Raw genomic sequence first — 22,654 nt, 5'->3', positions numbered from 1 at the left:
GCCGACCGGAAGCGGGAGATCGGCCCGACCGTACGGGAGGGGGCCACCGTCGTGACGCCATGGCTGGGCCGACCGCTGCGGTACGGACGGGCGGCGGCCGCCGCGGGGCTGGTGGGGCCGGTGGCGCTCCTCGGCCTGTACGCGACGGGACCGGCTCACGGCGCGGGTGCGGTGTCGGCGGCGTCGGCGGCGTCGGCCTCGCCGTACCGGCCGTATCTGGCGCACCGGCCGCATCTGCCGTACCAGCCGCGTCTGGCGTACCGGCCGGACGCCCGGGACGCGGAGTACGACTCCTCGTCCTCTTCCTCTTCCTCGGGCTCGGGCTCAGGCTCGTCGGCGGGCTCGCGGTCGCCCCGGCCCTCCCGGCCCGACGGCCGCCCGTCCCCGGGAGCATCGTCACCGGACGGTTCACCGTCCTCGGACCACTCCGCGTCGGACGCCGCCGAGCCGTCCGAGCCGGCCAGGTCGTCCGAGCCTGCCGAGCGCCCTGACCGTTCCGAGCGCCCCGGCGGCGGCTCCCGCGGGGACCGGCCCGGTTCCGCCGAGGGCGACGTGCCGGCCCGCGGGCCGAAGCATCGCACCCCGTCCCGCTCCCCGGCCCCCTCGGCGTCGGAGGCCGGGCCGTCCCGGGCCGGGAGCCGGGCCGGCGAGGGACGGCGGCACCCCGGCCGGGAGGAGGCGTGGCACCGGGACCCGGCGGGGACCGGTGCGGACGCCGGACACCCGGTGGAAGGGGACGCCGACGCGGCGGCCTCCGCCGGGACCCCCACCGGACCCGGGGAGGGCCCGGTGGTGCCCACCGCGTCCGCGGAACGGTCGCAACGGTCCGTCACCGGGGCCGGCGGCCGGACCGGGCCCGTGCCTGGGGTGCTGCCCCTCGGCGCCGGACTCGTCCTCATCGGCCTCGGTCTGGGCCTCGCCTTCGTCGGACTGCGGCTGCGGCAGCCGTGACCGCGACGGGCCCGCCGCCCGTCCCCCGGCCGCCTGGACCGCACGGCGGCACGGCGGCACCGCGCTTCGGCGCTACGGCGCTACGGCGCGACCAGCAGCACCTTCCCGATGTGACCGCTCTCCTCGACGACCCGGTGCGCGGCGGCCGCGTCGCTCATCGGCAGCTCCCGGTCGACGATCGGCCGGACGTGCCCCTCGGCGAGCAGCGGCCAGACGTGCTCGCGGACGGCCGCCACGATGGCCGACTTCTCCTCCACCGGCCGGGCGCGCAGCCCGGTCGCGGTCACGGCGGCGCGCTTGGCGAGCATCGTGCCGATGTCCAGCTCCGCCTTGCGGCCGCCCTGCATACCGATGATCGCGAGCCGCCCGTTGACGGCGAGCGCCCGGAGGTTGCGGTCGAGGTACTTGGCGCCCATGTTGTCGAGGATGACGTCGGCCCCGGCACCGCCGGTGGCCTCCTTCACCTCGGCGACGAAGTCCTGCTCCCGGTAGTTGACCAGGATGTCCGCGCCCAGCTCGGCGCAGCGCTCCAGCTTCTCCTTCGTGCCGGCCGTCACGGCGACCTTCGCGCCGACCGCCTTGGCCAGCTGGATCGCCATGGTGCCGATGCCGCTGGATCCGCCGTGCACGAGGAGCGTCTCGCCGGGGCGGAGGTGGGCGACCATGAAGACGTTCGACCAGACCGTGCAGACCACCTCGGGCAGGGCCGCCGCCTGCTTCAGGTCGAGGCCCGCGGGGACCGGCAGCACCTGTCCGGCCGGGACGACGACCTTCTGGGCGTAGCCGCCGCCGGCGAGCAGCGCGCAGACCTCGTCGCCGACCGACCAGCCGGAGACGCCGGAGCCGATCGCGGCGATCCGTCCGGAGCACTCCAGGCCGGGGAGTGCCGAGGCGCCCGGCGGCGGGTCGTAGAAGCCTTGGCGCTGCATGATGTCGGCCCGGTTGACGGCGCTGGCCGTCACCTCGACGAGGACCTCGCCCTCACCGGGCTCGGGGTCGGGGACCTCGGCCCAGACCAGCGCCTCGGGGCCTCCGGGTTCGGGAATCGTGATCGCGTGCATGGAGCCGACGCTACTCCTGCGTACCGAAAATTCCGTGCGCCCGCGATGAGTTTGGGGGACGGTAAAGGTCTTCCCATGCGTAGACCAAGCACGCGGAAGGACACCCCAGATGAGCACGCAGACCTCCGGTCTCGCCATCGAAACGGCGGGTCTGGTCAAGACGTTCGGCGAGACCCGGGCCGTCGACGGTGTGGACCTTCGGGTCCCGGCCGGCACGGTCTACGGCGTCCTCGGCCCCAACGGCGCCGGCAAGACCACCACGGTGAAGATCCTCGCGACGCTGCTCCGGCCGGACGGAGGCCGCGCGAGCGTCTTCGGCCGCGACGTCGTGCGCGAGGCCGACGAGGTACGCGCCCGGGTCAGCCTCACCGGGCAGTACGCCTCCGTCGACGAGGACCTCACCGGCACCGAGAACCTGATCCTGCTGGGCCGGCTGCTCGGTCACGGCAAACCCGCCGCGCGGCGCCGCTCCGACCAGCTCCTTGAGGCGTTCGGGCTGACACAGGCGGCGGACAAGCAGGTCAAGCAGTACTCCGGCGGCATGCGGCGGCGCATCGACATCGCCGCGTCCATCCTCAACACGCCTGACCTGCTCTTCCTGGACGAGCCGACCACCGGCCTCGATCCGCGCAGCCGCAACCAGGTCTGGGACATCGTGCGGGCGGTCGTCGCCCAGGGCACCACCGTCATGCTGACCACGCAGTACCTGGACGAGGCCGACCAGCTCGCCGCCCGGATCGCCGTGATCGACAAGGGGAAGGTGATCGCCGAGGGCACCAAGGGCGAGCTGAAGGCATCCGTCGGCGCCGGGTCCGTGCACCTGCGGCTGCGCGACGCCGAGCGGCGGGGCGAGGCGGAGCGGCTGCTGCGGGCGCGGCTCAGCGCCGAGGTGCAGCTGGAGCCCGATCCGGTGGCGCTGACCGCCCGGCTGGCCACCGCCGCCGAGGACACGGCCGCCGGACAGGCCGCCCGCGCGCTCTCGGAGCTGACCCGGGCCGGCATCACCGTGGACAACTTCTCCCTGGGCCAGCCCAGCCTGGACGAGGTCTTCCTGGCCCTGACCGGCCACGACACCGGTTCCGAGGCAGATCCCGGCTCCGGCTCCGGGCCCCGCTCCGGCTCCGGCTCCGGCTCCGGCTCCGGCGACGACACGAAGGACGAGGTGGCGGCATGAGTACGGCCACGAGCACCGAGACCAAGGAACTCGCACCGGTCAGCGCCGAGTCCCTGGCCGCCCTCCTGATCGCCGGGGACCGGCCGCCACGGCCCAGCCCCCTGTCGGCGTCGCTGACGTTCGGCTGGCGCGCGGTCCTCAAGATCAAGCACGTACCGGAGCAGCTCTTCGACGTCACCGCGTTCCCCATCATGAACCTGCTGATGTTCACGTATCTCTTCGGCGGCGCGCTGGCCGGTTCGCCGGGTGACTACATCCAGTTCGTGCTGCCCGGCATCCTCGTGATGTCGGTCGTGATGATCACCATGTACACCGGGGTGTCGGTCAACACCGACATCGAGAAGGGCGTCTTCGACCGCTTCCGCACCCTGCCGGTCTGGCGGCCCGCCGCGATGGTCGGCTACCTCCTCGGCGACGCCCTGCGCTACACCATCGCCTCCGTCGTGATGCTCGTCGTCGGCCTGGTCCTCGGCTACCGGCCGGACGGCGGCCTCGGCGGCGTGGTCGGCGGGATCGCGCTGCTGCTGGTCTTCTCGTTCGCCTTCTCGTGGATCTGGACGATGTTCGGGCTGCTGCTGCGCACCGAGAAGGCGGTGATGAGCGTCAGCATGATGGTGATCTTCCCGCTCACCTTCCTGTCCAACGTCTTCGTCGACCCCTCGACCATGCCGGGCTGGCTCCAGGCGTTCGTCAACAACAGCCCGGTCACCCACGTGGCCTCCGCGGTGCGCGGACTGATGGCGGGCGACTGGCCGACCGACGAGATCGCCTGGTCACTGGGGTGGTCCGCCCTGTTCCTGCTGGTCTTCGGCCCGATCACGATGCGGCTCTACAACCGCAAGTGACCCCCGTGTCCTCACGACGACGGCGCCCCCGGCCTCGCGGCCGGGGGCGCCGTACGACCGTCTCCCGCCCTTCGGATCAGTCCCGGGGCAGCGGCCGGGCGTCGGGCGCGACCTGCGTGACCGCCGTCGCGCGTACGATCGTGATCAGCCGGTCCGTCAGTTCCAGCCCGCCGACGACCGGATCGTCGTAGCCGAGTACCCGGTGCCCGCGCAGGATGCTCACGACCAGGTCGTCGACTTCCCGGGGGCTCTTGCCCACCTCGGCCTTTATGACGGGCCGTTCCACGAGGTCGAGACCGCTGCCCTGGCTGATGAGGTCCTCCATGACCATGCCGGCGGCCGGGCTGAGCACGGAGAGACCGAGCAGCCGGCCCGCCGCGCTCGCACTGGTGATCACGGCGTCCGCGCCGGACTGCTTCAGCAGCGGCGCGTTCTCCTCCTCGCGGACCGCGGCCACGATCTTCGCGCCCCTGTTGAGCTGCCGGGCCGTCAGCGCCACCAGCACCGCCGTGTCGTCGCGCTGCGTGGCGATGATGATCTGCCGCGCCCGGTGCACCTCGGCGCGCTTCAGCACCTCGCTGCGGGTGGCGTCCCCTATCACCCCGGCGAACCCGTCGGCCGTGGCCGCCTCGATCGCCTTGCCGCTCGGGTCGACCACCACGACCTGCTCCCTGCGCAGCCCCGTCGCGCAGACGGTACGTACCGCCGACCTGCCCTTCGTGCCGAATCCGACGACGACGGTGTGATCACGCAAGGTGGACCTCCAGCGGTTCAGTCGCCATTCCTCCCGGGTGCGCTCGGTGAGGGCCTCCAGCGTGGTGCCGACGAGGATGATCAGGAACAGCACGCGCAGCGGCGTGATGACGAAGATGTTGGTCAGCCGGGCGGCGTCGCTGACGGGCGTGATGTCGCCGTACCCGGTGGTGGAGAGGGTGACGGTGGCGTAGTAGAACGCGTCGAGCAGGTCGACCGCACCGTCGGAGTTGTCGTTGTAACCGTCTCTGTCGGCCCACACTATGAACGCGGTCGCCACCAGCACCACCAGCGCCCACGACAGCCGCTTGCCGACCTGGCGGATCGGGTGCTCCACCAGCTTCCGCGGCAGCTTGACCTTGTGGGTCACCAGATGTTCGTCCGCCTGGCGCGCGATGGCGTCCTGGCCGGGAAGTTTCACGTGAAACACACTCCGATTCCGCCGGTGGCCCAGGGCAGGCCGAGCATCTCGGCCTCCTGACCCGGCCGCGCGCCGCCCGGGGGGACGACCGCGAGGGCGTCGGCGGCCGCGATCCCCCGCAGCATGGCCGGTCCGTTGTAGCGCAGCGGCACGGCCCCGTCGTCCCGCAGCAGCACGGGGACGAGCCGGGTGTCGTGCGGGTGACCGTGCACCTCACCGCGGAACGGCAGCGTGTACGGCTCCGGCACCGGACGCGCCGCCAGCATCCGCAGCAGCGGCTCGGCGAGGGTGAGCAGCCCGGAGACGGCGGCGAGCGGATTGCCGGGCAGCCCCACGAGATGCTGGGCCTTCCCGATACGCGCCAGCAGCATCGGGTGACCGGGCCGTACCGCCACGCCGTCCACGAGGAGTGCGGCGCCGGTCCGCTCCAGCGTGGGGTGGACGTGGTCGACCGGACCGGCGGCGGTACCGCCGGTGGTGACGACGAGATCGGCGTCGGACGTGGTGACGGCCCGGTGCAGGGCCTCGGCGTCGTCGCCGAGCCGGCGCACGGCGGTCACCTCGGCGCCCAGGGCCCGCAGCCAGGACGGCAGCATCGGGCCGAGCGCGTCCCGGATGAGGCCGTCGTGCGGCAGTCCCTCGGTGAGCAGTTCGTCGCCGAGGACGAGCACCTCGGCCCGGGGACGCGGTACGACGGTCAGCGCGTCGTACCCGGCGGCCGCCGCCAGGCCCAGCACGGCCGGGGTCACCAGCGCGCCGGCCGGCAGCAGCGCCTCGCCGCTGCGACACTCCTGGCCGCGCGCGCGGATGTCCTGGCCTGGGACGACCTCCCGGACGGCGTGCAGCCGGTCGTTCGCGTCGGTGCGGCCGTGCTCACTGCGGAGCACGGCCGAGGTGTCGGCGGGGATCCGGGCGCCGGTCGCGATCCGGACGGCCTCCCCGTCGGCGAGGGGTGACTGCCCGGCGTGCCCCGCCAGGACGCCCTCCTCCCGCACGGCCCACGGGCCTGGCCCCGCGACCGCCCAGCCGTCCATCGCCGAGGTGTCGAAGGACGGCAGGTCGGTGAGGGCGCCGAGCGGCACGGCCAGGGTGAGGCCGAGGGCCTCGTCGAGGGGTACGGAGACCGGGGCGCGGCCCGCTGCCCGCGCACCGTCCCGGCCGGCCCGCTCGGCGGCCCGGCGGGCGTCCGGCCAGGAGGCGGCACGGTGCCGGGTCCCACCGGATCGGGGGGACCCGGCGGGACGCCGACCGTCGGCAGCGGAGGGACGCCGCCCGTCGGCGGAGGCGGAGGCAGGAGTGGGAGTGGAGGCTGAGGCGGACGTGGAGGCGGCGGCTGAGGTGGAGGGGGTGGCGGCGGTCGTGGTGGTGAAGCCGACCGGGTCGTCCGGTCCGGAGTCGCCGGAGACGGCGGGGCCCGCAGAGCCCGGGGAGCCACCGCCGGGCCGGTGGGCGTCCTCCCGGCCCGGCCTCCGCGCGGACCGGGACGAGGGGTGACGGTCCTCGTTCACGAGGGCGAGCGCCTCCTCGACATCGAGGTCCTCGGGGTCCAGGCCGGTACCGGTACCGGTACCGGCGCCCGTACCCGAGGAGCGGGGGGTCATCCGGCGTCCGGACGGCCGCCGGGGCCCGCGTCGGCCCCCTTCGGGTCCGCGGCGACGTCAGGGCTGAAACCCACGCCCGTCCCGTCGGCCGTCCCGGCGTCCGTCCCAGGGGTTGCCCCGGCGTCCGTCCCGGCGGTCGTCCCGGCGTCCGTCCCAGGGGTTGCCCCGGCGTCCGTCCCGTCGGTCGTTGCGGGGATCGTCCCCGCGGTCGTCCCGGCGGTCGCCCCCGCGTCCGGCCCGGGAGAGTTCTCCTCCTCCCAGCGTAGGGCGAGTGCCGCGGCCTTGCGGGCGGCTTCGTCGACGGCCTCGGGGCCTCCTCCGGCCCGCCCGGCCGCGTAGCCGACGAGGAAGGTGGTCAGCGGGGCCGCGGGCCGGGCCACCCCATGGGCGGCGTCGCGGGCCAGATCGAGCAGGACGGCGGTGTCGACGTCGAGCTCGATGCCGAGTTCGTCCTTGGCGGCGGAAATCCATTCATCCAACACGTGCCCATGCTCCCTGATGCGTGCCCTTGCGGTGGCGATGTCGTCCCAGGTGTCGCAGTCGAAGGACGCGACGGGGTCGGGGACGCGGACGAGGTGCAGCCCTGCGGTCAGCCGGCGCAGGGGGAGCCCGGTGAGCCCTCCGTGCGCGGCGTCCAGTGCGGTGAGTTCACGGCGGAGTGCCGACGCGCGGTACGCGGCGACCAGCGGCTGGTCGCGTCCGTCGGCGTCGGTGAGCAGCGCGCCCTCGGCTCCGCTCCCGGCGAGGGACGTCAACAGCCGCCGCACGGTGGTCCGGTGGAGGAAGGGCAGGTCGGCCGAGACCACGAGCACGTGCTCCGCCGACGTACCGCGCAGACCGGCCGCGAGCGCCGCGACGGGTCCGGCACCGGGCGGGTCCTCGCGCGCCCAGGTGACGGGCCGTACGGTCGGCCGGGCGTCGGCCACGACGACGGTGGCCGTGGCCCCGGCGCAGGCGGTGAGCACCCGGTCGAGCAGCGGACGGCCGCCGACCCGGACGCCGGGCTTGTCGGCGCCGCCGAGCCGCCGGGCGGCCCCGCCGGCGAGCACGACGGCATCGTGCGGGGCGTCGTACCGGGCGTCGTGCTCGTCGGCGCCGTCGTGTGCGGCGGTGGACTCGTACGCGGTCACCCCCCGAGTATGCGACCCAGGCCGATCACACGGAACGCGGGGGAGGGCCCGCAATCACAGAGTGCGCTTGGCAGGGGTGTTCAGAGCGTGCGCAGCAGGACCGCCGGCTGTTCGACGCAGTCGGCGACGTACCGCAGGAAGCCGCCCGCCGTGCCGCCGTCGCACACCCGGTGGTCGAAGGTGAGGGAGAGCTGTACGACCTGCCGCACCGCCAGTTCCCCTTCGTGCACCCAGGGTTTGGGGGCGATCCGGCCGACGCCGAGCATGGCCGCCTCGGGGTGGTTGATGATCGGCGTGGAGCCGTCGACGCCGAACACGCCGTAGTTGTTGAGGGTGAAGGTGCCGCCCGTGAGCTCCGAGGGGTTCAGTGTCCCGGTCCTGGCCGCCTCCGTCAGCCGGGCGAACTCGGCGGTGAGGGACTCCGCGTCCCGCCCGTGCGCGTCCCGGACGACCGGCACCACCAGGCCCCGGTCGGTCTGCGCGGCGAAGCCGAGGTGGACGCGGTCGAGCCGGACGATCTCCCGCGCCTCGGTGTCGACGGTGGAGTTCAGCTCGGGGTGGCGGGCGAGCGCGGCGGTGCAGATCCTGGCCAGCAGGGCGAGCAGGGAGATCTTCGGCCGTCCGGCGGTGTTCATCGTGGTCCGCGCCCGCATCAGCTCGGTGGCGTCGGCGTCCACCCAGACGGTCACCTCCGGTATCTCGCGCCGGCTGCGGGAGAGCTTGTCGGCGACGGCACCGCGGACGCCCTTCAGCGGGACGCGGTGACCGTCCGCGGCGAGTACACCGGCTCCCCGCCCGGCATCGGCGGGCACGGGAGCGGGGACGGGAGCGGGGACGGCGGCGTCGACGGGCCCGGGAACCGTGGCGTCCGCGATCCGTGCGGCGGCGGCCCGCAGTTCGTACTCCACGTCCGCGCGCAGGATCAGCCCGTCCGGTCCCGAACCGGTCATCTCCCGCAGATCCAGACCGTTCTGCCGGGCCAGTCGGCGCACCAGCGGCGAGATGACGGGAACGGGCCCGTCGGCCCGCTCCTCGGTCCGCACGCCGGCCGGCCCGCGTCCGTTGACCCGCCCCACGTCCCCGGTCACTCGCACCCGGCGCCGCGGCGAGGTCACCCCCGCCGTGCCGTACCCCACGAGAACATTCCCGGAGCCCTCGTCGGCCCTCTCGTCGGACCCCTCGGTGCCACCCGCATCACCGGCACCACTGGCACCACTGGCACCTCTCGAACCACCCGCATCACTCGCCCCCTCCGCCACCGTCAGCAACGGAGACCCCACCGGCATCTCCGTCCCCTCCTCACCGAAGCGGGCGGTGACGACACCGGCGTAGGGACAGGGCACCTCCACCATCGCCTTGGCCGTCTCGACCTCGACGACCGGCTGGTCGACGGTGACGGCGTCGCCGACCTCGACCATCCACCGCACGATCTCCGCCCCGGTGAGCCCCTCACCGAGGTCGGGGAGCCGGAACTCCCGGCCGTGCCCGTCAGAAGCATGTGCCATCAGCTCTCGGCCTCCCATTGCAGACGCCCCACCGCGTCCAGGATGCGGTCGACACCGGGCAGATGGTGACGCTCCAGCATCGGCGGCGGATACGGGATGTCGAACCCGGCCACCCGCAGCACCGGCGCCTCCAGGTGATGGAAGCAGCGCTCGGTGACCCGGGCCACGATCTCCCCGCCCGGTCCGCCGAACGCGCCCGACTCGTGCACGACGACCGCCCGTCCCGTCCGCCGTACCGAGGCGCACACCGTCTCGTCGTCGAACGGCACCAGCGAGCGCAGATCGACAACCTCCAGGTCCCAGCCCTCGGCCCGAGCCGCCTCGGCCGCCTCCAGGCAGACCGGCAGCGACGGCCCGTACGTGATGAGTGTGGCGCTCCGGCCCGAGCGCCGCACCACCGCGCGGCCTATCGGTTCAACGGATGCCGGCTCCTCGGGGTTCCAGGCGTCCTTGGCCCAGTACAGCCGCTTGGGTTCGAGGAAGACGACGGGGTCGTCGGAGGCGATGGCGGCGCGCAGCAGGCCGTAGGCGTCGGCGACGGTGGCGGGGGTGACGACGTGCAGGCCCGGCGTCGCGGCGTAGTACGCCTCGGAGGAGTCGCTGTGGTGCTCGACGCCGCCGATGCCGCCGCCGTAGGGAATGCGGATGGTCAGCGGCAGGGGCATCGCGCCGCGGGTGCGGTTGCGCATCCGGGCGACGTGGGAGACGAGCTGCTCGAAGGCCGGGTAGGCGAAGGCGTCGAACTGCATCTCCACGACCGGGCGGAGCCCGTACATCGCCATGCCGACGGCCGTGCCGAGGATGCCGGCCTCGGCGAGCGGCGTGTCCGAGCAGCGCTCCTCGCCGAACTCTGCGGCAAGTCCGTCGGTGACCCGGAAGACACCGCCGAGCGTGCCGACGTCCTCGCCCATGACGTGGACGGCGGGGTCGGCGGCCAGGGCGTCGCGCAGCGCGCGGGTGAGGGCCTGCGCCATGGTGGCCGGGCGGACGGCGACCGTCGTCATCGGCGCGCCCCTTCCGCCCCGGCCCCGCTGCCGGCGGCCGCGTCGGCGGCCAGCTCCGCGCGCAGCAGCTCGCGCTGCTCGCGCAGGTGCGGGGTCGGCTCGGCGTAGACGTGGTCGAAGAGGTCCATGGGGTCGAGCACGGGGTCCTGGTGCATACGGGCGCGCAGGTCGGCGGCCATGGCCTCGGCGTCCTCGCGCGCCACCCGCGCGGTGTCCTCGTCGAGCAGGCCGCGCCGGGTCAGCTCGTGCTCCAGCAGGTCGACGGGGTCGTGGCCGCGCCAGGTCTCGACCTCGGCGTCGCCGCGGTAGCGGGTCGCGTCGTCGGCGTTGGTGTGCGCGTCCAGGCGGTACGTGATCGCCTCCACCAGGACCGGGCCGCCGCCCTCGCGCGCGTGCCGTACGGCGTCGGAGAGCACCTCGTGCACGGCGAGCGCGTCGTTGCCGTCGACGAGCCGGCCGGGCATGCCGTAGCCGACGGCCTTGTGGGCCAGCGACGGCGCCGCGGTCTGCTTGGCGAGCGGGACGGAGATCGCGAAGCCGTTGTTCTGCACGAGGAAGACGACCGGTGCCCGGCGGACCGCCGCGAAGTTCAGCGCCTCGTGGAAGTCGCCCTCGCTGGTGCCGCCGTCGCCGACCAGCGCGAGCGCGACCACGTCGTCGCCCTTGAGGCGGGCCGCGTGCGCGAGACCGACGGCGTGCGGGAGCTGGGTGGCGAGCGGCGTGGAGAGCGGGGCGACCCGGTGCTCGTAGGGGTCGTAGCCGGTGTGCCAGTCGCCGCGCAGCAGGGTGAGCGCCTCGACGGGGTCGACGCCCCGCGCGACGACGGCGAGCGTGTCGCGGTAACTGGGAAAGAGCCAGTCGCGGTCCTCAAGGACGAGCGCGGCGGCGATCTCGCAGGCCTCCTGCCCGGTGCTTGAGGGGTAGACGGCGAGCCTTCCCTGCTTGGTGAGGGCCGTCGCCTGCGCGTTGTACCGCCGGCCGGACACCAGCCGGGCGTAGAGCGTCCGCAGCAGCTCCGGGTCGGCCTGCGCGGCGGCCTCGGTGCCGAGGACGCGGTACGGCTCGCTGTCCGGCAGCAGCGGACCGGGGTCCGTGGCGGGCTGCCAGGCGGGCGGCGGAGTCGGCCGGTGGGCACTCCGCTGCTCCAGGACCGTCATGACGGCACCTCCTCGTGGGAGCGGTTCGCGGCACGCCACGGGTGTGACGGGCCTCACCTACCGATTGTTCGATCGTCGGCACATTTTGGCTACAGCGGCCCCCGGGCTGTGGACAAACGGTTCTCCACAGCCTGTGATGGACGCAGTACGTCCATGGTGGGAAGGCGGGGGGAGATGGCAGCTGAACAAATGGCCGAACGTACGGAGGACAGCGCCGGCGCACCGCCCCCGCGCCCCCTGGACGCCGTCGACCAGGACATTTTGCGCATACTTCAGGCGGACGGCCGCGCCTCGATACGGTCCGTCGCCGAGCGGGTCCACGTCTCCCGGGCCAACGCCTACGCGCGCATCAACCGGCTCGTGGAGGACGGCGTCATCCGCGGCTTCAGCGCCCGCGTCGACCACGAACGGGCCGGTCAGGGCACATCGGCGTACATCACCCTGAAGATCGTGCAGAACTCCTGGCGGACCGTGCGCGAGCGGTTGGAGGAGCTGCCGGGCGCCGCGCACATCGCCCTGGTCGGCGGCGACTTCGACGTCCTGCTGCTGGTCCACACCCCCGACAACCGGGCCCTGCGCGAACTGGTCCTGACCCGCATCCAGGCCATCCCCGAGGTCCTCAGCACCCGCACGCTGCTGGTCTTCGAGGAACAGGACCTGGAACCGCCGAGCTGAGCCGAGCCGAGCCGCCGAACTGCGCTGCCGAGCGGAACCGCCGGGTGGAAATGCCCGGACGAAGCGCCGGGTCACGCTCCCTCCCGCAGCCCCCCGAACACCAGCCGCACCACCGCGTCGGCGACCTCGCGCTCGCCCACGCCCCGGCCGTCGGGCCGGTACCACTCGACGATCGAGTTGATCATGCCGAAGACCAGCCGGGTCGCGAGCCGCACCGCCACGTCGCCGCGCACGTCCCCCTCGGCCTCCGCGGCCTTCAGCAGCTCCGCCACCCGGTGGTCGAACTCCCGGCGCCGCTCCAGCGCCCACCGCTCGGTGCCGGTGTTGCCCCGCACCCGCAGCAGCAGCGTCACATAGGGCAGCTCGGCTATGAGGACCTCGACCATGCGCCGCACGACGTACTCCAGCCGCCCGGCGGCGGGGCCCACGCGCGCGTGCTCCTCGTCGAGGATGCCGAACAGCCCGTCCAGGGCCCGGCTGACGGCCCGCCGCAGCAGCTCCTCCTTGCCGGAGACGTGGTGGTAGATCGACGACTTGGAGATCCCGGCCGCCTTGGACAGGTGCTCCATCGACGTGCCGTCGTAGCCGCGTTCGTTGAAGACCCGCACCGCGACGGAGAGCAGGGTCTCGGGGGTGTACGTGTCGCGCCTGGCGGTGGTCACGAGGTGCTGCCCTCCCTCTTGCCGGAGGCGTAGGCGTGGCGGTAGAGCGCCAGGGACGGCGCGTAGCGGCCCGACGGGTCGCGCAGGTGCAGGTCGTCCAGGAGGGCGTACGCCCAGCCGCGGCCGAGTCTCCGGCTCCACGCGAACGGCCCGAGCGGGTAGTTGACGCCGAGGCGCATCGCGGTGTCGACGTCCTCCTCGGTGGCCACGCCCTTGGCGACCGCGTCGTGGGCGAGGTCGATGATCCGCGCGACCGTGCGGGCGACGATCATGCCGGGGACGTCACCGATGACGCTGACGTTCTTGCCGAGCGCCTGGAAGAGGCCGACGGCCTCGGCGAGGGTGCGCGGCGAGGTGTCCTGGGAGGCGGACAGCGCGATCCGGGTCGCCGCGCGGTAGTCGAGCGCGAGGTCGAAGTAGACGACGTCACGGAACTCCACCGAGGTCTGCCCGTCGGCGAGGGCGAGCTGTCCGCCGCTGGGCAGGACCAGCCGCGTGCCCTTGTCCTCGTCCTCCTCGCGGACCTCGATGCCCGCCTCGCGGATCAGCCCGAGCAGCGCCCCGGCCGGCTCCAGGTCGCCCTCGGCGACGACGTACGCGGGCGGCCGCTCGGCCTCCGCGGTGTGCGGCTCGGGACGCTCGGCGCCGTCGCCGTGGTCGTACCAGCCCTGTCCGCTCTTGCGGCCGAGGCGGCCGGACTCCACCAGGCGCCGCTGCGCGAGCGACGGAGTGAACCGCGCGTCCTGGAAGAAGGACCGCCACACGGAGTGCGTGACGGACTCGTTGACGTCCTGCCCGATGAGGTCGGTCAGTTCGAAGGCGCCCATCCGGAAGCCGCCCGACTCGCGCAGCACGGCGTCGATGGTGGCCGGGTCCGCGCCCTGCGCCTCGTACACGGCGAACGCCTCGGCGTAGAACGGCCGGGCGATCCGGTTGACGATGAAGCCGGGGGTGTCGGCGCAGGCCACCGGGGTCTTGCCCCAGGCCCGTGCCGTCTCGTACGCGCGCGTGGCGGACGACAGGTCGGTGGCGAACCCGGAGACTACCTCGACCAGCGGCAGCAGCGGCGCCGGGTTGAAGAAGTGCAGCCCGACCAACCGGCCGGGCGCGCGCAGGGCGCCGCCGATCGCGGAGACGGACAGGGAGGAGGTGTTGGTGGCGAGCAGACAGTCGTCGGCGACGACGTCCTCCAGCGCGCGGAACAGCTCCTGCTTGACCTCCAGCCGCTCCACGACCGCCTCCGCCACCAGCGCGCAGCCGGCGAGCCCCGCCAGGTCCTCCACGGCCGTCAGCCGGCCGCGTGCCGCGTCCCGCTCCCCGGGCGCGAGCCGTTCCTTCGCGACGAGCCGGTCGAGCCGGGCAGCGATCGCGTCGGCGGCTTCGCGGGCCCGCCCGGGAACGGTGTCGAACAGCCGTACGGGATGGCCCGCCACCAGTGCGACCTGGGCGATGCCCTGGCCCATGGTGCCGGCGCCGACGACGGCCACGGGGCTGCTGAGGTCGAGTGCTGTCATGTGCGCGATCCTCCCGCACGCGGTTGTCCACAGATGCGGCGGACCCCCTTGTCCCGACCGATCGTTCGGTTACTCTAGCCGTGTCCGGCTGTTCCCGCCCAGGCTTTCCCCATGCCCCGAGCCCGCCGGCCCGTGAGCTCGACGGAGAGCTCGCAGAACGAGGAGTTGGTCCCGCATGGCCGCCGAAGTCACCGCGCAGACCCTGACCGCCCGGCACCGCCCCACCCTCGACCAGGCCCTGGAAGCGATCCGCACGCGCGCGTACTGGTCCCCGCACCCCGAGCACCCCAAGGCCTACGGGGAGCACGGCAGCCTCGACGCGGCGGCGGGCCGGGCCGCCTTCGACGCCCTGCTCGGCACCCGCCTGGACCTCGGCCAGCCCGGCACCGACGCCTGGGTGGGCGGCGAGACCTCCCCGTACGGCATCGAGCTGGGCGTGACCTACCCGCACGCCGACCCCGACGTGCTGCTGCCCGCCATGCGGGCCGGACAGCCCGCCTGGCGGGACGCCGGACCGGAGCTGCGCGCGGTGGTCTGCCTGGAGGTCCTCAAGCGGATCAGCGACCGCACCCACGAGTTCGCGCACGCCGTGATGCACACCTCCGGGCAGGCGTTCACGATGGCGTTCCAGGCGGGCGGCCCGCACGCGCAGGACCGCGGCCTGGAGGCCGTGGCGTACGCCTACGCGGAGCAGACCCGCGTCCCCGCCACCGCCGGGTGGACCAAACCCCAGGGCAAGCGCGACCCGCTGACGCTCACCAAGTCCTTCACCGCCGTCCCGCGCGGCGTCGCCCTGGTCGTCGGCTGCAACACCTTCCCCACGTGGAACGGCTACCCGGGCCTGTTCGCCTCCCTCGCCACCGGCAACGCGGTCCTGGTCAAACCGCACCCCCGCGCGGTGCTCCCGCTCGCCCTCACCGTGGCCGTCGCCCGTGAGGTCCTCACCGAGGCCGGCTTCGACGCGAACCTCGTCGCGCTGGCCGCCGAGGCCCCCGGCGAGGGCCTCGCCAAGACCCTCGCCGTCCGCCCCGAGATCCGGATCATCGACTACACCGGCTCCACGGCCTTCGGCGACTGGCTGGAGACCCACGCCCGCCAGGCCCGCGTCTACACCGAGAAGGCCGGCGTCAACACGGTCGTCGTCGACTCCACAGACGACTACCGCGGCATGCTCGCCAACCTGGCCTTCTCCCTGTCCCTCTACAGCGGCCAGATGTGCACCACCCCGCAGAACCTGCTGATCCCCCGCGACGGCATCCGCACCGACCAGGGCCCCAGGTCCTACGACGAGGTCGTCACCGACCTCGCCGGTGCCGTCGACGGCCTCCTCGGCGACGACACCCGCGCGGTCGCCCTGCTCGGCGCCCTCGTCAACCCCGGCGTCAAGGAGCGCCTTGACGCGGCCCCCGGGCTCGGCGAGGTCGCCCTGGCCTCCCGCGCGGTGGCCCACCCCGACTTCCCCGACGCGACCGTCCGCACCCCGGTGATCGTCAAGCTGGACGGCAGCAAGCCGGACGACGAGGCCGCGTACCTGAGTGAGTGCTTCGGCCCCGTCTCCTTCGCCGTCGCCGTCGACTCCACCGCCGACGCCACCGCGCTGCTGAGCCGCACCGTCCGCGCGAAGGGCGCGATGACGGTCGGCGCGTACACGACCGACGCGGCGGTCGGGCGGGCGGTGGAGGAGGTCTGCCTGGAGGAGTCCGCGCAGCTCTCCCTCAACCTGACCGGCGGGGTGTACGTCAACCAGACCGCCGCCTTCTCCGACTTCCACGGCTCCGGCGGCAACCCGGCGGCCAACGCGGCCCTCACCGACGGCGCGTTCGTCGCCGACCGCTTCCGGACGATCGAGGTCCGCCGCCCGTCCTAGCCCGCGCCCGCGCCCGCGCCCGCGCTCCAGTGGTACAGCGTCATCGCCACGCTGGTCGCCAGGTTGTAGCTGGAGACCTGGGGCCGCATCGGCAGCGCCACCAGGTGGTCGGCCCGCGCGCGCAGCTCCGCGGAGAGCCCGCTGCGTTCGGACCCGAAGGCGAGCAGCGCGTCGTCGGGGAGCTTCGTCCCCCGGATGTCCTCGCCCTCCGGGTCCAGCGCGAACACCGGGCCAGGCGGCAGCTCCGGCACGGCCAGCCGCTCCACGGCGGTCGCGAAGTGCAGCCCGGCCCCGCCGCGCACCACCGTGGGGTGCCAGGGGTCCAGGGTGCCCGTGGTGACCACGCCGGTCGCCCCGAACCCGGCGGCCAGCCGGATGACCGCCCCCGCGTTGCCGAGGTTGCGCGGCTGGTCCAGGACGACGACGGGCGCCGTGCGGGGCGTGTGCGCCAGCCGCCGCAGCGCCGCCTCCCGGTCGGGGCGTACGGCCAGGGCGGCCACCGCGGTGGGGTGCGGACGCGCCACGAGGGAGGCGTACTCCGCCTCCGTCACCTCCGTCAGCAGGCCGTCCAGCCGCTCCCGTACGTCCGGGGCGAGTTCCCCGGCGAGCGCGAGCGCCGCGGCCCGGTCGGCCGCGACCGCCACCGGGACGTCCGCCCCGAACCGCAGCGCGTGTTTGAGGGCGTGGAAGCCGTCGAGGAGCACGCACGTACCGGCGAGACGGCGCCAGGCGCGCAGGGGGTCGCTCATGCGCCGAAGCCTACGTGCGCCGACCCGGGGTCCCTGGGCCCGGACCCGGCACCACCGGGACCGGGACCAGTCCCGGCAGCCCCATCGGCCCCATCGGCCCCGGCACCACCGGGACCGCCCTGCGCGGGCACCCCGGGCACCCCGAACGTCCCAGACCCTCCAGACCCCCCGGGCTCCCCGGGCCCCCCGGACACCCCAGGCGCCGCCTCCACCGGCCGCCCCCGTACCGGCCCGACCAGCCACCCCCATCCCCGCCCCGCCGTCCCGCCCAGCCGCCGCAGGAACGACGTCGGCAGGAACACCGCGTCGGTCACGATCATCGCCAGTGAGAAGAACGGCAGCCCCAGCACCACGGCGATCACCGCGTGCTCGGTCATCATCGCGGCCAGCAGCACGTTCTTCACCCGCCGGTTGAACAGCGTGAACGGGAACGCGACCTGTACGGCGACCGTCCCGTAGGTGATGAGCATGACCAGCGTCCCGCTGGCCGCCAGCAGCCCGGCGAGGGCCGGCCAGGGCGAGAAGTACTCCAGCTGCAAGGGGTAGTAGACCGCGGTGCCGTCCTGCCACCGCGACCCCTGCACCTTGTACCAGCCGGCGGTCGCGTAGATCAGACACGCCTCCGCCATGATCACCAGCAGGGCGCCGTTGTGCACGAGGTTGGCGATCACGTCCAGGAGGATCCGCGGGTCGCCGCCCGGCGCCCACCGCCCCACCGCCCACCACAGGCCCTGGCACAGCCACATCCCCCACATCAGCGCCGGGATCAGCCACTCGCCGTCGAGCCGCCCCGCGAGCGTCACCACCGCGAGCGCCGGTCCGAGCACGGCCCAGAGCACCACACCCGCACGGTCGTGGACGTGCTCCCCACGCGCGCGTGCCCGCGCCGCCCGCCGCTCCCGGCGCGCGTCCAGCGACCACACCCGGCCGCAGCGCGTGAAGACGAGGTAGACACTCATCAGGTGCAGGACGTTGTCGCCGCCGTCCCCCATGAACACGCTGCGGTTCTGCAGCGACAGCACCCCGACCATGAACAGCACCGACACCGCGCGGGTGCGCCAGCCGAGCGCCAGCAGGACGCTCGCGAGCACCGCCAGCGCGTAGAACACCTCGAACCAGAGCCGGCCGTCCGACCACATCAGTGCCGTGAACGCGCCGTTGTCACCGGTCAGCCGCCGCGCCAGGCCCCAGCTCCACGGCCCGTCAGGACCGTACAGCTCGTGCCGGTGGGGGATCTCCCGCAGCAGGAACAGCAGCCAGGTCACGCCGAAGCCGATCCGGATCACGGCGGTCTGGTACGGGCCGAGGGCGGCCTCGGTCACCCGGGCGATACCGCGGGAGACCGACAGGGCGACACCGTTCACGCCACGCCCTCCTCGGCCTCCCGGGCCGACAGCTGCCACCAGGGCAGCTCCCGTCCCTCCGGCCGGTCCGAGACCTGCTCACCGCTCCACTCCGGCGGCGGCACCGCCGTGGTCCGGGCCCGGTACTGCACCCGCTGGAGGACGTCGCCGGCCCCGGCCGCGTCCGCCCGGTCCAGCCGCATGACGGCGATCCGGCGCAGGTACGTCTCGGACAGCGTGCCGCGCAGCCCCACCGGACGGTCGTCCGAGTCATGGGTGGCGACGTAGAAGTCCCAGGCGCGGCGCAGTTCGTTCTGCTGGGTGTGGCTGGGCAGCACATTGCCGTCGATGGCCCGGCCGTCCGCGGCGGACAGGTCGTACCAGCCGGTGGTGCGGAACCCGCCGTCCGCCGTGCGCAGCTCCGCGCGGACCTGCACGGAGATGTTCTGCTGGAGCGGGTTGGGCGCGAACAGCTTCCAGTTCTGCTCGAACTCGGGGTAGATCCACTCCTCGATCGCCTCGCCGTGCTGCTTGGTGACCGTGTTCGACGGCGCCACGTGCAGGAACGTCATGACGAGGTGGACCGAGACGACGGCGGCGACGACCGCCAGCGCCAGCGCCGCGCCGATCCGGTAGCGCAGGGAGAGCGCGGCGACGCCGGTACGGACACCCTCGCCGCCGGCCGGCTCGTCCGGTCCCTGCCGGGCGTCAGGCCCCGTGTCGTACACGTCCATCCAGCCCCGCTCCCGCGCGTCCATGGCGAGGGACACCCTAAGGCCCTGGCCGACCGCCCCGTCACCCGAACCGAACGACCGGTCGAACTCGGATCAGAGGACGTGCCCGGCCTCGCCCGAGTCCCGCACCACGGGGCGTCCGGCGGCGGCCCAGACCTGCATGCCGCCGTCGACGTTCACGGCGTCGATGCCCTGCTGCACCAGGTACATGGTGACCTGCGCGGAGCGTCCGCCGGACCGGCAGATCACATGGACGCGGCCGTCCTGCGGCGCCGCCTCGGTCAGCTCCCCGTACCGGGCGACGAACTCGCTGATCGGGATGTGCAGGGCGCCCTCGGCGTGCCCCGCCCGCCACTCGTCGTCCTCGCGGACGTCCAGCAGGAAGTCGCCGTCCTTCAGCTCCGCGACCTCGACCGCGGGCACACCAGCTCCGAAACTCATGCTCCGACGCTACCGGACCCGGCGCCCGGACCGTCCGCCGCCAGCAGCGCGGCCAGCTCCGCCTCCCGCTCGGTCACCTGCGCGGTCAGCTGCTCGGCGATCTCCTCCAGGAGCCGGTCGGGGTCGTCCGGCGCCAGCCGCAGCATTCCGCCGATCGCGCTCTGCTCCAGCTCGGTGGCGAGCTGCGTGAGCAGTTCCTTGCGCTCGGCCAGCCACTCGAGCCGCGCGTACAGCTCCTCCGCGTGGCCGGGCCCCCGCTCCTCCTGGGGCCCCGCGTCCCACTCCTGGGCCAGCCGCCTCAGCTGCTCCGCGTCCCCGCGCGCGTAGGCGGCGTTGACGCGGGTGATGAACTCCTCGCGCCGGGCCCGCTCGTCCTCCTCCTGCGCCAGGTCGGGGTGGGCCTTGCGGGCCAGCTCGCGGTAGAGCTTGCGGGCCTCCTCGCTGGGCCGCACCCGCTGCGGGGGCCGCACCTCCTGCCCGGTGAGCATCGCGGTGGCCTCCGGGAACAGCCCGTCCCCGTCCATCCAGCCGTGCAGCAGCTCCTCGACCCCCGGCAGCGGCATCAGCCGGGCCCGCGCCTCGTCCGCGAGCCGCCGGTCCTCGGCGTCACCGCTGCGCGCGGCCTTCGCCTCCAGGATCCGCGCCTCCAGCTCGTCGAGGCGCGCGTAGACCGGGCCGAGCCGCTGATGGTGCAGCCGGGAGAAGTTCTCGACCTCCACCCGGAAGGTCTCCACCGCGATCTCGTACTCGATGAGCGCCTGCTCGGCGGCCCGTACGGCCTTCTCCAGCCGTTCCTCGGGCCGCGCGGCTCCGCCCTGCTCAGCTTCCGGGGTCGTCACACGCCCACCCTAGGCCCTGCCGCCGCCCCACCCGCACGGCGCCCGGCGCCCGACGAGCCACCCGAACCGTCCTCACACCCCCAGCTCGGCGGCGACCCGTCCCGACCGCACCGCCGTCACCAGCTCCGCGTGGTCCGCCTCCGTGCGGTCGGCGTAGGCGACGGCGAACGTGGCGACGGCCTCGTCCAGTTCCTCGTTCTTGCCGCAGTAGCCGGCCACCCGCCGCGGATCGGCGCTGTGCGCGTGCGCGCGGGCCAGCAGCGCGCCGGTCATCCGCGCGTAGTCGTCGATCTGGTCGGCGGCGAGCGCCGTGGCGTCGACGCTGCCCTTGCGGTTGCGGAACTGCCGTACCTGGAACGGCAGTCCGCCCACCGTCGTCCAGCCCAGCAGGATGTCGCTGACGACCTGCATCCGCTTCTGCCCGAGGACCACCCGGCGCCCCTCGTGCCGCGCCTCGGGCACCTCGAACCCGGCGGCCGGCAGGTGCGGCCCGAGCGCCGAGGCCCGCGCCTCCTTCACCTGGAGCACCAGCGGCTCACCGCGGTGGTCGAGGAGGAGCACCACGTACGACCGGGTGCCGACGCTGCCCGTGCCGACGACGCGGAACGCCACGTCGTGCACCGCGTACCGGGCCAGCAGCGGCAGCCGGTCCTCGGTCAGCGTCGTCAGGTACTGGGCCAGGGACGCGGCGACCGCCGCCGCCTCGGCGTCCGGGACCCGCCGCAGCACCGGCGGGGTGTCCGTGAAGCGCCGCCCGCCGTCCGCGGCCGCCTCGGTCGACCGCGCCGCGAACCGCCCGCTGGTGTTGGCCCGCGCCTTCTCCGAGACCCGCTCCAACGTCCCCAGCAGGTCGTGGGCGTCGGTGTGGGAGACCAGTTCCTCGTCGGCGATGGCGTTCCAGGCGTCCAGCGCGGACAGCTTCGAGAGCAGCCGCATCGTCCGCCGGTAGGCACCCGCCGCGTCGTGGGCGGCCTCGCGGCAGGTGTCCTCGTCGGCCCCCGCCTCCCGGCCGGCCAGCACCAGCGACGCCGCCAGCCGCTTCAGGTCCCACTCCCAGGGCCCGTGGACCGTCTCGTCGAAGTCGTTCAGGTCGATGACGAGACCGCCCCGGGCGTCGCCGTACAGACCGAAGTTGGCCGCGTGCGCGTCCCCGCAGATCTGCGCCCCGATCCGGGTCACCGGCGTACGCGCCAGGTCGTGGGCCATCAGACCGGCCGCGCCGCGCAGGAACGCGAACGGGGTGGCCGCCATCCGGCCCGCCCGTATCGGGGTCAGGGCGGGTATGCGGCCCCGGTTGGACTCCTCGACCGCGCGCACCGCGCCGGGCCGGTCCGCGTCCGCCCGAAGCGTCGCGTGCGCCGAGCGCGGGACCCGCTCCCGCAGCGCCTTGCCCGCCGCCTTCGCGGAACCCGCGTCGGGCCACCGCGCGAACCCCGGCACCGAGGGCACCCGGCCCCCGCCCGCGACCGCCGCGTCCCCGCCCGCGCCGCCAGTGCCGCCTATGCCGCCCGCAGACCCATCCATCCCCGTCACCCTCCCGGCGCGCTCCCGGCGCCCGTCCGGCACCCGTCCGCCGGGCCGTAAGCACCGCTCGCACGGCGTGTACGCCCAGCTCGCACGACCTGCCCGTGCGCCGGCCCCGACGCTACTCCGCGCCCCGCCCGGGGCGACCGCGGCCACTGAGACCTTCCTCACAGCACAGGCGCCCGGACAACGCGGAAGCCCCGTAGGTCTGAGACCTACGGGGCTTCCGTCTGTGTGCGCGAGGGGGGAGTTGAACCCCCACGCCCTTTCGGGCACTGGAACCTGAATCCAGCGCGTCTGCCTATTCCGCCACCCGCGCATTGGGTGTGTCTTCCTGCCCCGTTCCTTTCGGCCCGGCGCCTTCCGACATGCAGAACATTAGCACGCTGGCCGGGTCGGATTCACATCCGTTTCCCGCCCCCGGCGGCCCGCCCCCGACGACGTAGCAGGTCACGTCCCGACGGGCGGACGTTCACGTATCAACCTCGTACCGGTCCGCCCCGTCTCCCCCACAGGGGGGCCGGCCGCACAGCCCGGTGCGGGACACTGGTCGCCGAGCGGCTCTACGATCCTGGGCAGGAGTACGCGCGGGAACGCACCGGCAGAGTTCGAACACGGGCTCCGGCGGGAACTCCGGAAGGCATCGACGGAAGGCGTCGCGGAAGGCATCGATGAAGACGTCGACACCCTCCGACCGGGCCGAC

The 22,654-nt window shown here is 74.0% G+C and carries 20 protein-coding genes and 1 tRNA gene; 5 read left to right on the top strand and 16 right to left on the bottom strand.

Translation table 11 applies throughout. The annotated features are described in order from the left end of the window. Positions 1-51 precede the first annotated feature (51 nt). A complete protein-coding gene (locus UW392_RS15345) occupies positions 52-951 on the top strand; it encodes a hypothetical protein (protein ID WP_320775537.1) in 900 nt (299 codons plus the stop codon). A gap of 80 nt (positions 952-1,031) precedes the next feature. On the opposite strand, the gene UW392_RS15340 is transcribed toward UW392_RS15345, so the two are convergent. Next, positions 1,032-2,012 (bottom strand): NAD(P)H-quinone oxidoreductase, encoded by a 981-nt coding sequence (locus UW392_RS15340; RefSeq protein ID WP_320775536.1) that lies wholly within the window; start codon positions 2,010-2,012, stop codon positions 1,032-1,034. 109 nt (positions 2,013-2,121) lie between these two features. Between UW392_RS15340 and UW392_RS15335 the strand changes: the two genes are divergently transcribed. Together UW392_RS15335 and UW392_RS15330 are read left to right on the top strand one after the other, a co-directional pair. Beyond that, on the top strand, positions 2,122-3,186 hold the full coding sequence (locus UW392_RS15335; protein WP_320775535.1) for an ATP-binding cassette domain-containing protein: 1,065 nt from the start codon (positions 2,122-2,124) through the stop codon (positions 3,184-3,186). Next, complete coding sequence (locus UW392_RS15330; protein WP_320775534.1) at positions 3,183-4,031, top strand: ABC transporter permease; 849 nt, start codon at positions 3,183-3,185, stop codon at positions 4,029-4,031. Before UW392_RS15335 ends, UW392_RS15330 begins: the two co-directional genes overlap by 4 nt. Positions 4,032-4,107: 76 nt before the next feature. Here UW392_RS15330 and UW392_RS15325 read toward each other — a convergent pair whose 3' ends face one another. The 6 genes from UW392_RS15325 to pdhA form a co-directional block, all read right to left on the bottom strand. Beyond that, on the bottom strand, positions 4,108-5,205 hold the full coding sequence (locus tag UW392_RS15325; RefSeq protein ID WP_320775533.1) for a potassium channel family protein: 1,098 nt from the start codon (positions 5,203-5,205) through the stop codon (positions 4,108-4,110). Next, positions 5,202-6,806, bottom strand: a complete 1,605-nt coding sequence (locus UW392_RS15320; protein WP_320775532.1) for a molybdopterin molybdotransferase MoeA — start codon at positions 6,804-6,806, stop codon at positions 5,202-5,204. The genes UW392_RS15325 and UW392_RS15320 overlap by 4 nt, the downstream gene beginning before the upstream one ends. Next, complete coding sequence (locus UW392_RS15315) at positions 6,803-7,855, bottom strand: NTP transferase domain-containing protein (RefSeq protein WP_320775550.1); 1,053 nt, start codon at positions 7,853-7,855, stop codon at positions 6,803-6,805. Before UW392_RS15315 ends, UW392_RS15320 begins: the two co-directional genes overlap by 4 nt. 161 nt (positions 7,856-8,016) lie before the next feature. Next, entirely contained in the window at positions 8,017-9,441 is a 1,425-nt protein-coding gene (locus UW392_RS15310; protein ID WP_320775531.1) for a dihydrolipoamide acetyltransferase family protein, read from the bottom strand. Continuing rightward, on the bottom strand, positions 9,441-10,445 hold the full coding sequence (locus tag UW392_RS15305; protein WP_320775530.1) for an alpha-ketoacid dehydrogenase subunit beta: 1,005 nt from the start codon (positions 10,443-10,445) through the stop codon (positions 9,441-9,443). Before UW392_RS15305 ends, UW392_RS15310 begins: the two co-directional genes overlap by 1 nt. After that, positions 10,442-11,602 (bottom strand): pyruvate dehydrogenase (acetyl-transferring) E1 component subunit alpha, encoded by a 1,161-nt coding sequence (pdhA, locus tag UW392_RS15300; protein ID WP_320775529.1) that lies wholly within the window; start codon positions 11,600-11,602, stop codon positions 10,442-10,444. Before pdhA ends, UW392_RS15305 begins: the two co-directional genes overlap by 4 nt. Before the next feature lie 174 nt (positions 11,603-11,776). Between pdhA and UW392_RS15295 the strand changes: the two genes are divergently transcribed. Beyond that, entirely contained in the window at positions 11,777-12,277 is a 501-nt protein-coding gene (locus tag UW392_RS15295; RefSeq protein WP_414496171.1) for an Lrp/AsnC family transcriptional regulator, read from the top strand. A gap of 71 nt (positions 12,278-12,348) precedes the next feature. Here the strand turns inward: UW392_RS15295 and UW392_RS15290 are convergent, their stop codons facing one another. Together UW392_RS15290 and UW392_RS15285 are read right to left on the bottom strand one after the other, a co-directional pair. Further along, complete coding sequence (locus UW392_RS15290; RefSeq protein ID WP_320775528.1) at positions 12,349-12,939, bottom strand: TetR/AcrR family transcriptional regulator; 591 nt, start codon at positions 12,937-12,939, stop codon at positions 12,349-12,351. Continuing rightward, a complete protein-coding gene (locus tag UW392_RS15285) occupies positions 12,936-14,453 on the bottom strand; it encodes a 3-hydroxyacyl-CoA dehydrogenase (RefSeq protein ID WP_320775527.1) in 1,518 nt (505 codons plus the stop codon). The genes UW392_RS15290 and UW392_RS15285 overlap by 4 nt, the downstream gene beginning before the upstream one ends. 175 nt (positions 14,454-14,628) lie before the next feature. On the opposite strand from UW392_RS15285, the gene paaN reads away from it, so the two are divergent. Next, positions 14,629-16,320 (top strand): phenylacetic acid degradation protein PaaN, encoded by a 1,692-nt coding sequence (gene paaN / locus UW392_RS15280; RefSeq protein WP_320775526.1) that lies wholly within the window; start codon positions 14,629-14,631, stop codon positions 16,318-16,320. Here the strand turns inward: paaN and UW392_RS15275 are convergent. The 7 genes from UW392_RS15275 to UW392_RS15245 form a co-directional block, all read right to left on the bottom strand. Then, the gene (locus tag UW392_RS15275; RefSeq protein ID WP_320775525.1) at positions 16,317-17,069 is read right to left on the bottom strand and encodes a TrmH family RNA methyltransferase; all 753 of its coding nucleotides are present in this window, start codon (positions 17,067-17,069) and stop codon (positions 16,317-16,319) included. The two genes, paaN and UW392_RS15275, sit on opposite strands and share 4 nt — an antisense overlap. Next, positions 17,066-18,433: an HTTM domain-containing protein gene (locus UW392_RS15270; RefSeq protein WP_320775524.1), complete on the bottom strand. Its 1,368-nt coding sequence runs from the start codon at positions 18,431-18,433 to the stop codon at positions 17,066-17,068. Before UW392_RS15270 ends, UW392_RS15275 begins: the two co-directional genes overlap by 4 nt. Further along, a complete protein-coding gene (locus UW392_RS15265) occupies positions 18,430-19,146 on the bottom strand; it encodes a DUF5819 family protein (RefSeq protein ID WP_320775548.1) in 717 nt (238 codons plus the stop codon). Before UW392_RS15265 ends, UW392_RS15270 begins: the two co-directional genes overlap by 4 nt. 93 nt (positions 19,147-19,239) lie before the next feature. Beyond that, entirely contained in the window at positions 19,240-19,569 is a 330-nt protein-coding gene (locus UW392_RS15260; protein WP_320775547.1) for a rhodanese-like domain-containing protein, read from the bottom strand. Positions 19,570-19,583: 14 nt separating this feature from the next. Next, a complete protein-coding gene (locus UW392_RS15255; protein WP_320775523.1) occupies positions 19,584-20,426 on the bottom strand; it encodes a hypothetical protein in 843 nt (280 codons plus the stop codon). A 72-nt stretch (positions 20,427-20,498) separates the two neighbouring features. Further along, positions 20,499-21,950: a DUF2252 domain-containing protein gene (locus tag UW392_RS15250; protein ID WP_320775522.1), complete on the bottom strand. Its 1,452-nt coding sequence runs from the start codon at positions 21,948-21,950 to the stop codon at positions 20,499-20,501. A 235-nt stretch (positions 21,951-22,185) separates the two neighbouring features. Next, positions 22,186-22,269 (bottom strand) — tRNA-Leu (locus tag UW392_RS15245). Positions 22,270-22,654 lie beyond the last annotated feature (385 nt).

The sequence above is a fragment of the Streptomyces sp. CRN 30 genome (assembly GCF_034105845.1).
This window is presented reverse-complemented; position numbering and strand designations above follow the sequence as displayed.